Source organism: Parabacteroides sp. MSK.9.14 (genome assembly GCF_019041495.1).
Taxonomy (GTDB): Bacteria; Bacteroidota; Bacteroidia; order Bacteroidales; family Tannerellaceae; genus Parabacteroides; species Parabacteroides merdae.
Genome location: NZ_JAHPXO010000107.1, coordinates 1 through 1,594 on the forward strand (window position 1 = coordinate 1; position 1,594 = coordinate 1,594).

1 protein-coding gene is annotated in these 1,594 nt (G+C 45.0%); it reads left to right on the forward strand.

What is annotated here, in order from left to right; all coding sequences use genetic code 11:
• The first annotated feature begins 136 nt into the window (after nucleotides 1-136).
• Complete coding sequence (locus KTG12_RS21290; RefSeq protein WP_195592151.1) at nucleotides 137-1,423, forward strand: IS1380 family transposase; 1,287 nt, start codon at nucleotides 137-139, stop codon at nucleotides 1,421-1,423.
• Nucleotides 1,424-1,594 lie beyond the last annotated feature (171 nt).

Consider the following 1,594-nt stretch of genomic DNA (forward strand, 5'->3'; position numbering starts at 1 on the left):
CCTTAATTCCGCAACACTTTGATTTAACTTTATTTATAAGTACCTGAGCAACAAAAAGTTGCTCAGGAATTTGCCATGTCAGATTTTTCACCTATCTTAGTGTTGCAAATCAAAATATGTATCAAACCCGACAGACATGGCAAAGGTAGCAATTAAATCCGAGAAACTCACTCCTTTTGGAGGAATATTTTCAATAATGGAGCAATTTGACTCCAGACTCTCATCTGTAATCGACTCAACCCTCGGTATGAGATGCAGGCTGTATGGTTATCAATACAGCGAAATCATCCGTTCGCTTATGAGCGTTTATTTTTGTGGCGGCTCATGCATCGAGGATGTCACCACTCATCTGATGTACCACCTTTCGCTTCATCCGACACTTCGCACATGCAGTGCCGACACGATTATTAGAGCCATAAAGGAACTGACCCAGGATAACATTTCCTACACATCCGACACTGGCAAGACCTACGACTTCAACACGGCAGACAAGCTGAATACACTGCTCCTCAATTGCCTATTGTCCACAGGGCAGCTGAAAGAGGGCGAGGGGTATGACGTTGACTTCGACCACCAGTTCATAGAGGCTGAGAAGTTTGATGCGAAGCCTACATACAAGAAGTTCCTTGGTTATCGCCCTGGCGTGGCGGTTATTGGCAACTTGATTGTCGGCATTGAGAACAGCGACGGCAACACAAATGTCCGTTTCCACCAGAAGGACACGCTGAAGAGGTTCTTTGAAAGGTTTGAACAAAACAAGCTTATTATCAACCGTTTCAGAGCTGATTGCGGCTCGTGTTCTGAAGAGATAGTGGAAGAGATTGCTAAACACTGCAAGACCTTCTATATCCGTGCTAACCGATGCAGTTCGCTCTACAATGACATCTTTGCCCTCAGAGGTTGGAAGAAAGTGGAATTGGGCGGCATTGAGTTTGAGCTGGCCTCCATTCTCATCGAGAAATGGAAAGGGAAGGCATACCGTCTTGTGATTCAAAGACAGAAGCGGATAGACGGCGAACTCGACCTGTGGGAAGGAGAATACACCTACCGCTGCATCCTTACAAATGACTACGAGTCTTCCGAGAAAGAGATTGTCGAATTCTATAACCTCCGTGGAGGGAAGGAACGCATCTTCGATGATATGAATAACGGATTCGGCTGGAACAGGCTTCCAAAATCCTTTATGGGAGAAAACACGGTGTTTCTTCTGCTTATGGCACTCATACGCAACTTCTATAAATTCATCATGGCGAGGCTTGACGTGAAGAGGTTCGGACTCAAAGCAACAAGCCGCATCAAGACGTTTGTCTTTAAGTTCATCTCTGTGCCAGCCAAATGGGTCAGGACATCAAGGAAGTATGTGCTGAATATCTATTCATGCAACAATGCTTATGCCAATGTGTTCCAGAATGACTTTGGATAACACCGACAACTTATAGTCGTGATTTTGCGTATTGCCTCAAGTCGCATGGTGGGGTAAGGGGCATTTATATGTCTTTATGGTGACATTCGATGCACTGTGCCCCCTTTTTACTAACGATGCAGATTCTTTTCGCTTCTGTATCATATTAGGCGCGTAGTTGCGGATTTGAGG